The sequence below is a fragment of the Nocardiopsis sp. CC223A genome, from assembly GCF_030766825.1.
Lineage (GTDB): Bacteria > Actinomycetota > Actinomycetes > Streptosporangiales > Streptosporangiaceae > Nocardiopsis.
The window spans coordinates 41,880-48,409 of sequence record NZ_JASFDV010000056.1 but is presented as its reverse complement, the minus strand read 5'-3'; the positions used below and the strand labels follow the sequence as shown (position 1 = coordinate 48,409).

7 protein-coding genes and 1 pseudogene are annotated in these 6,530 nt (G+C 74.6%); 4 read left to right on the top strand and 4 right to left on the bottom strand.

All coding sequences use genetic code 11. From position 1 onward, the window contains the following. Positions 1-673: pseudogene (locus QJS33_RS20900) on the top strand (hypothetical protein); the annotation flags it as partial. Positions 674-773: 100 nt separating this feature from the next. Here the strand turns inward: QJS33_RS20900 and QJS33_RS20895 are convergent. Beyond that, positions 774-2,252, bottom strand: coding sequence for a PQQ-binding-like beta-propeller repeat protein (locus tag QJS33_RS20895; RefSeq protein ID WP_306369727.1), 1,479 nt, complete (start codon positions 2,250-2,252; stop codon positions 774-776). Between the two features lie 112 nt (positions 2,253-2,364). Continuing rightward, complete coding sequence (locus QJS33_RS20890; protein WP_306369726.1) at positions 2,365-2,985, bottom strand: YigZ family protein; 621 nt, start codon at positions 2,983-2,985, stop codon at positions 2,365-2,367. A gap of 172 nt (positions 2,986-3,157) precedes the next feature. Here QJS33_RS20890 and QJS33_RS20885 point away from each other — a divergent pair, with 172 nt between their 5' ends. From QJS33_RS20885 to QJS33_RS20875, 3 genes are all read left to right on the top strand, one after another. Beyond that, positions 3,158-3,823 carry a metalloregulator ArsR/SmtB family transcription factor gene (locus QJS33_RS20885; RefSeq protein ID WP_306369725.1) on the top strand — a complete coding sequence of 222 codons (666 nt, stop codon included), beginning with the start codon at positions 3,158-3,160 and terminating at the stop codon, positions 3,821-3,823. Positions 3,824-3,856: 33 nt separating this feature from the next. Then, complete coding sequence (locus tag QJS33_RS20880) at positions 3,857-4,324, top strand: DUF3291 domain-containing protein (protein WP_306369724.1); 468 nt, start codon at positions 3,857-3,859, stop codon at positions 4,322-4,324. A 78-nt stretch (positions 4,325-4,402) separates the two neighbouring features. Continuing rightward, positions 4,403-5,020, top strand: coding sequence for a superoxide dismutase family protein (locus QJS33_RS20875; RefSeq protein WP_306369723.1), 618 nt, complete (start codon positions 4,403-4,405; stop codon positions 5,018-5,020). A 229-nt stretch (positions 5,021-5,249) separates the two neighbouring features. Here QJS33_RS20875 and QJS33_RS20870 read toward each other — a convergent pair whose 3' ends face one another. Together QJS33_RS20870 and QJS33_RS20865 are read right to left on the bottom strand one after the other, a co-directional pair. After that, on the bottom strand, positions 5,250-5,969 hold the full coding sequence (locus QJS33_RS20870) for a YidC/Oxa1 family membrane protein insertase (protein WP_306369722.1): 720 nt from the start codon (positions 5,967-5,969) through the stop codon (positions 5,250-5,252). Between the two features lie 120 nt (positions 5,970-6,089). Continuing rightward, entirely contained in the window at positions 6,090-6,392 is a 303-nt protein-coding gene (locus QJS33_RS20865) for a DUF6412 domain-containing protein (RefSeq protein ID WP_372339692.1), read from the bottom strand. Positions 6,393-6,530 lie beyond the last annotated feature (138 nt).

Sequence of the window (6,530 nt, the reverse complement as noted above, 5' to 3'; positions counted from 1 at the left end):
CCCCGCGGACGTCCCGGCCCGGCCGGTGGCGCTGCTGACCTCGAACGCGGGGGTGAGCGCCGTGGTCCCGGCCGGGGCTACCCCGCCGATGTCGTCGTGGCGGGTGGTGGACACCACCACGTGGCGGTACGGGAGCGGGCGCTCGGCGGCGCCCGTCCACTTCGCGACGGCCGCGATGACGGTGGTGCGCGAACCGGTGCGCGGCGTTCTGGTGTGCCTGGGGACGCAGGACGGCGGGGACGCGCTGGTCCACCTGGACCTGACCCGGATGCGCGGGCTACTGGCGGTGGGCGGCGACACCGGTGTGGCCGCGGACGTGGTGCGGCTGATCGGCGACGGCCTGCGCGACGCCGGGGTGCGGGTGCGGGTGCTGCGCCCGGACCGGCCGCTGCACTCGCTGATCGCGGACACGATCCCGGTGGTGTCCGCCCCGGACCCGATCCAGGGGACGGTACCCGAACCCGGTGGGTTCGAGGCGGTCGTGGTGCCCCGGCCGCTGAGCGCCGCCGACGAGCACGTCCTGCTGGACCTGGCGCCGGACCTGCTGGTCGTGGCGATGGGCGAGTCCCGGGCGGCGCGGCGCCAGTGGCGGGCGCGCGACGACGGGACGGTGGACACCGGCGCGCTGGGCCTGGAGATCGTGGTGCGCCACCCGGACCGGCGGGAGTCCTAACGGCCGCAGCGGGCCCGGCGGTCGTGGGGACCCCCGGCGCTCTCGGTGGCCCCGGTGGTTCAGGGCGGTACGGCGGCTTCAGCGGTCCCGGCGATGCGGGTCAGCTGGCGTCGTCGTCAGGGGACTCCGAGGGGCTCTCGGACGGCTCCCCCGTCTCCTCCGGCTCCTCCTGCGGGGGCGGACCGTAGACGAAGCGCTGGCGGCCCTGGACGAGGATGGCGTGCCCGCCGTCGGTGACCGCCTCGACGTGGGCGTCCAGGTCGTCGGCGACCACGTCCATGTCGAGGGCGTCCAGCACCACCTGGGAGTCGGACTCCCCGCCGCGGTCGGTGCCGTAGACGAACCCGGCGTGGGTGAAGGCCGGGGAGAACGCGCCGTCCTCCTCCTCCAGGCCCCACCGCACCTCTCCGGCGGCCAGGTCGACGGCGACGGCGGTGGCCGTGCCGCTGGCCTGGGGCAGCAGGAAGGTTCCGGTGGTGGCGTCGTAGAGGCCGCCCGCGGGCCCGGCCGGGTCGTAGGCGCCGCCGACGGGGTTGGGGCCGGGCTCCTCCAGGGTCCACAGCACGTCGCCGTCGGCGGGGTCGTGGGCGGAGAGCACGGAGGGGGACTCGGCGCTGCTCCAGCGGACCAGCAGGACGTCGTCGCCGGGGTCGGCGGACTCCCGCGTGTCCTCGTCCGCGGCCTTGCCGTCCTCGGCGGCGGGCAGCGGGAACAGGCCCAGCACATGCGGGACGGGCAGCGGGGCGAGGTCGGTCAGGCCCAGGTCCCCGTCGGTGCCGACGTCCAGGGTCCACAGCTCCCCGCCGGGTTCCTCGGAGTCCAGGGAGCGGGCGTGCAGGGCGCCGTCACCGGAGGCGAGCAGGACCGCCCCGTCCCAGGCGGTGACGGGGACGCCGAGGCGCTGCGGCTCGTCCGCGGCCTCCTCCGCCTCCTCGGGTTCCTCGGCCTCCTCGTCCTCGGGGTCGGCGGGCTCTTCGGACGGTTCCCCGGGCGGGGCGGCGAACTCGTACCCCCACAGCTCCTCGCCGTCGGCGGCCAGGACCGTGTACTCGCCGTACGGCTCCTGTGCCGACCACTCGTCCGGGCGGCGCACCCCGACCCCGTCCAGGTAGCGGTCGCCCTCCTCGGCGGGCTCCCACAGGACGGCGCCCGCGGGGTCCAGGACGAAGGGCCGGTCCCCGTCGGACATCAGCAGCACGGGGGCCCCGGTCAGGTCGGTGCCGAAACCGCGGAAGCGCACCTCGCCCTCCCACAGGTCGGCGCCGGTGGCGGCGTCCTGGAGCAGGTGGCGGTCCTCTCCCCCGGAGCTGATCAGGAAGGCGTCGCCGACGGGGCTGATCCGCACCCCCAGCGGGTCGGCGAATATGTCGTGGGCGTCGACGTCGTCACCGTGCAGGACCCGCAGCACCTCGCCCTCGATCCCGGGCGGGGCCTGGCCCTCGAACTCGGTGGGGACCGGCGCGGGTTCGGCCTCCGGCTCGACCGGGGCGGGGGCGGGAGCGGGGTCGCCGCTGCACGCTGCGACCAGCAGCGCCGCGATGCCGCAGGTGAGGGCCTGGGGCACCCGTGAGCTGCGCATGAACGGTTTCTCCCCACGAACGATGACGTTTACGGCAAATCCTAAGCCGGGTGTCGGCGTCCCGATACACACGGCCATCGGTCGTTACGCCGCCGTGAACCGCGCGGTCGGTTCAGGGCTCCACGTCGACGACGGTGCTGCCGCGCACCTCCGACTCGGCCTTCCCGCCGGTGAGCTCGGCGAGGAGGACCTCGAACTCCGGCAGCTCCGCCTCCGGCAGGGCCACCTCGACGCGCACCCGGTCCCGGTAGTCGACGTCGCGGACGTGGAAGCGGGAGTCGCGCAGGTCGCTCTCCAACCGCCCGCCGATCACGTAGTCGGCGAACACGTCCACGACGAGCAGGCGGCGGCGCTCCAGCACCCCGACGGCGTCGATGGCGGCGGACACGGCGTTGCCGTAGGCGCGGATCAGGCCGCCCGCGCCGAGTTTGACGCCCCCGTAGTAGCGGGTGACGACGGCGACGGTGTCGGTCATCCCCCGGTGGCGCAGTACCTCCAGCATGGGCACCCCGGCGGTCCCGGCGGGCTCGCCGTCGTCGCTGGAGCGCTGGACGCCGCCGTCCTCGCCGAGGATGTACGCGGTGCAGTTGTGGGTCGCGTTCCAGTGCTCCCTGCGCCGCCGGGCGATGAACTCCCGGGCGGCCTCCTCGTCGGCCACCCGGGCCAGGGCGCAGAGGAAGCGGGAGCGCTTGATCTCCTGCTCGTGCTCGCCGTCGCGTCTGATCGTTCGCATGTCGCCTGTTCGGACGGGGTCGGGTGGGCGGGGACGTGTTCGACCGGACGTTCCGCTTCGCGGCCGCCCGTGTCGTCGGCGCAGGCACCGGACCGGCCGAAGGCATCCGCCGGGCACGTCCAGGTCCAGTCTCCCACCCGCCGCACCGCTCCCGAGCGCGGACAATGGGGGTATGGACGACTCCTCGATCGACGCCGCCGGGACCCTGGCCGATCCGCTGCGGCGCAGGCTGTACGACTTCGTGGTGGAGTCGGGCGGCGAGGTGGGCCGGGCCGAGGCCGCGCGGGCGCTCGGCATCCAGCGGACGCTGGCCGCGCACCACCTGGACCGGTTGGCCGAGGCGGGGCTGCTGGAGACCGCGCACCGGCGGCTGAACGGCCGGGAGGGGCCGGGGGCGGGCCGTCCGGCCAAGCTGTACCGGCGGGCCGACCGGGAGCTGTCGGTGCATCTGCCGCCGCGCGACTACGGGCTGGCGGCGCGGGTGCTGGCGGAGGCGGTGGAGCGGCACGGCGCGGAGGAGGCGCTGCACGCCGCCGCCCGCGAGGAGGGGCGGCGGATCGCCCGGGGGTCGGCCGCGGAGTCGCTGGAGGGGCTGCTGCGCGAGCGCGGCTACGAGCCGGAGGAGGTCCCGGGCGCGGAACCCGCGGCGGGCTGCCTGCGGCTGCGGAACTGCCCGTTCCACACGCTGGCGCGGGACTTCCCGCCGCTGGCCTGCGGCCTGAACCTGGAGCTGGTGCGGGGGATGCTGGAGGCGGCCGGGGAGGACGGCGGCCGGGCCCGGCTGGACCCGGCGGCGGGCCGGTGCTGCGTGGTCATCTCTAAAAACAAAAAAGATTGACATAGAAGCCGGGGTCGTGGTCCGATACCCCGTATGAGCGACCCCCGCCCCGGCCACCAACTGGCCCAGCTGAACATCGCCCTCCTGAAGGCACCCCTCTCCGACCCGTCCATGGAGGGGTTCACCTCACAGCTCGAACCGATCAACCGGATGGCCGAGAAGTCGCCCGGGTTCGTGTGGCGGCTGATCGACGACGAGGGCGAGAACGCGACCGACCTGCGCCCCTTCGGCGAGGAGTACCTGGTCAACTGCTCCGTGTGGGAGGACCTGGAGTCGCTGTGGGACTTCACCTACCGGACCGACCACCTGGAGCTGCTGCGCGGGCGGCGGCAGTGGTTCGACCGGATGGACGGCCCGCACCTGGCGCTGTGGTGGATTCCCAGCGGTACGATCCCGAGTGTCGAGGAGGCCGGGAGGCGTCTCGACCTGGTGCGCGAACACGGCCCCTCCCCCGAGGCCTTCACCCTCAGGACGCATTTCCCTCCCCCTTCGACACCCTGAGTCCGAACCCAGGGCGATGGATTCATCGCTTTGGGTAATCTTGCGGACGACCGTCGAGAAACCACCGGGAGTTCCGTCATGCGCACGCCACCGCTCACCGCAGGGGTCCTGGCTCTGACCGCGTTGCTCGCCACCGGCTGCTCCGGGGGCGCCGACGAGGAGGGGGCCGACTCCCCGCAGAGCCCGGCAGGCGTCCGGCCGACCGCCTCCCCCAGCGTTACCGCCGGGATCTTCATGGTCCCGGGGGAGAGCCGGGCCGCCATCACCTACGACGAGACCGCCGTGCCCGAGGGCGCCACCTCCGACGTCCAGGTGCGCGCCCAGGAGGGCACGACGTTCGTGCAGTTCACCGGGACCGGGCTGGAGGCCGACCGCGACTTCGGCGCGCACGTGCACACACAGCCCTGCGGGGAGGCGCCCGAGGACGCCGGGCCGCACTACCAGAACGAGCAGGACCCGGCCGCCGACGAGGACACCCCCTCCACCGACCCGGCCTACGCCAACCCCGAGAACGAGGTCTGGCTGGACTTCACCACCGACGCCACCGGCGCCGTCACCGTCAGCGCCACCGTGCCGTGGGAGTTCCGCGAGGGCGAGGCCAACTCCCTGGTCCTGCACGAGCAGCACACCGCGACGGAGCACGGCGAGGCGGGCACCGCGGGCGACCGCCTCGCCTGTGTCAGCGTCGCGTTCTGACACCGCGCCGCCCCCTCAGGGCCCGCCCGGACGCCCCGGACGCCCCACGGTTCCGACGGGACCCCACCGGGCACCCTCGGAGCACGGCGAGGCGGGCACCGCGGGCGACCGCCTCGCCCGTGTCAGCGTCGCGTTCTGACACCGCGCCGCCCCCTCAGGGCCCGCCCGGACGCCCCGGACGCCCCACGGTTCCGACGGGACCCCACCGGGCACCCTCACAGCGGCCCCGTCACTTCCCGGCGGGGACGGCGGGCTCGGGGAGCACACGGCGCAGCAGCAGCCGCTCCCCGAGCGCCCACGCGCCCGAGGCCAGCAGGTACAGGCCTGCGGCCAGCGGCACGAACGCCGCGATGGCCACCGTCATGAACGGCAGGTACGAGATCGGGCCGCGGGCCATGCGCTCGGCCTCGGGGGTGACGGCGGGCATCGGCAGGTAGCGCCGCGAGGCCCACGCCACCAGCGTCAGCAGGACCAGCAGCAGCCCGAACACGGGCACCCCGGGCGCCCCGGCGGACACCGGGGTGGCGCTCAGCGCCACCCCGGCCAGGGTGTGCTCCAGCAGCCCCCCGCCGCCGGGCCCCTGGCCGATGAACACCCCGTACAGGGCGATGACCACGGGCAGCTGCGCCAGCGAGGGCAGGCAGCCCGCCAACGGTGAGGTGCCCGCCTCGGCGTAGACCTTCTGCTGGGCGGCCACCATCTTCTGCGGGTCGTCGCGGTGCCGGGCCGTGATCTCGGCGATCCTGGGCGCGAGGCGCACCCGGACCTTCTCGGCCCGCACCTGCATCACCCCCAGGGGCAGGAGCAGCAGGCGGACGGCGACGGTCAGACCGACCACGGCCAGTGCCGCCGCGGGTTCGCCCGCCAGAGGTGTGAAGAACGCGGTGAGTGCGGTCAGGACCGCGGTGAGCAGGGACATGACGGCCGAGATCGGCCACACGGAGTACACGGTGGAAGGGACCCTTCGTCCAGGAGGAAAAGAACGGACGTCGGGCCGCCCGGGACGACCCCCGGGCCGCTGAAACGAAAGAGGCGTTCGGGAACGACGGGATCGGGTGTCGGGCGGCCGCTACCGGGCCGCGCCGGGCGCCCTGGGACGCGGCCTGCCCGCCGCGTCGGGGTCGCGCAGGGTCGGTACCGCCGACCGTTCCGAGCGGCGGCGCATCGCGCCCGTCCGCCCGGCCGTGGTGTCGCCCGCCGGGACCGCCGCGGGGCCGTACGCCAGGTACCAGGCGACGGCGGCGCCCACCGCGACGAACAGCAGCGCCATGGGGGCGGACGGCAGGGCATCGGGTCCGGGTCCGATGAGGAGGAGCTCGGCGAGGAACAGCAGCAGCGTGTTGACCACGTCGCCCCCCTCGCCTCGTGTCACCGGCCGTATCCCGGCAAATCCTATCCGGCCCCGACTTGTCCGTCGACGGATGCGGGCCCACCCGGAGAAATCCGCCGACACTCCGGCCGCGCTCCCCTCGTTCGCCGCGCGCGTGTAGCTAAATGACCCCTGTAGACA

What these genes read in the sequence shown, in the direction of transcription:
- QJS33_RS20875 (WP_306369723.1), top strand. Translation starts at nt 4,403, where the DNA reads ATGCGCACGCCACCGCTCACCGCAGGGGTCCTGGCTCTGACCGCGTTG.
- QJS33_RS20890 (WP_306369726.1), bottom strand. Translation starts at nt 2,985, where the DNA reads ATGCGAACGATCAGACGCGACGGCGAGCACGAGCAGGAGATCAAGCGC.
- QJS33_RS20885 (WP_306369725.1), top strand. Translation starts at nt 3,158, where the DNA reads ATGGACGACTCCTCGATCGACGCCGCCGGGACCCTGGCCGATCCGCTG.
- QJS33_RS20880 (WP_306369724.1), top strand. Translation starts at nt 3,857, where the DNA reads ATGAGCGACCCCCGCCCCGGCCACCAACTGGCCCAGCTGAACATCGCC.
- QJS33_RS20895 (WP_306369727.1), bottom strand. Translation starts at nt 2,252, where the DNA reads ATGCGCAGCTCACGGGTGCCCCAGGCCCTCACCTGCGGCATCGCGGCG.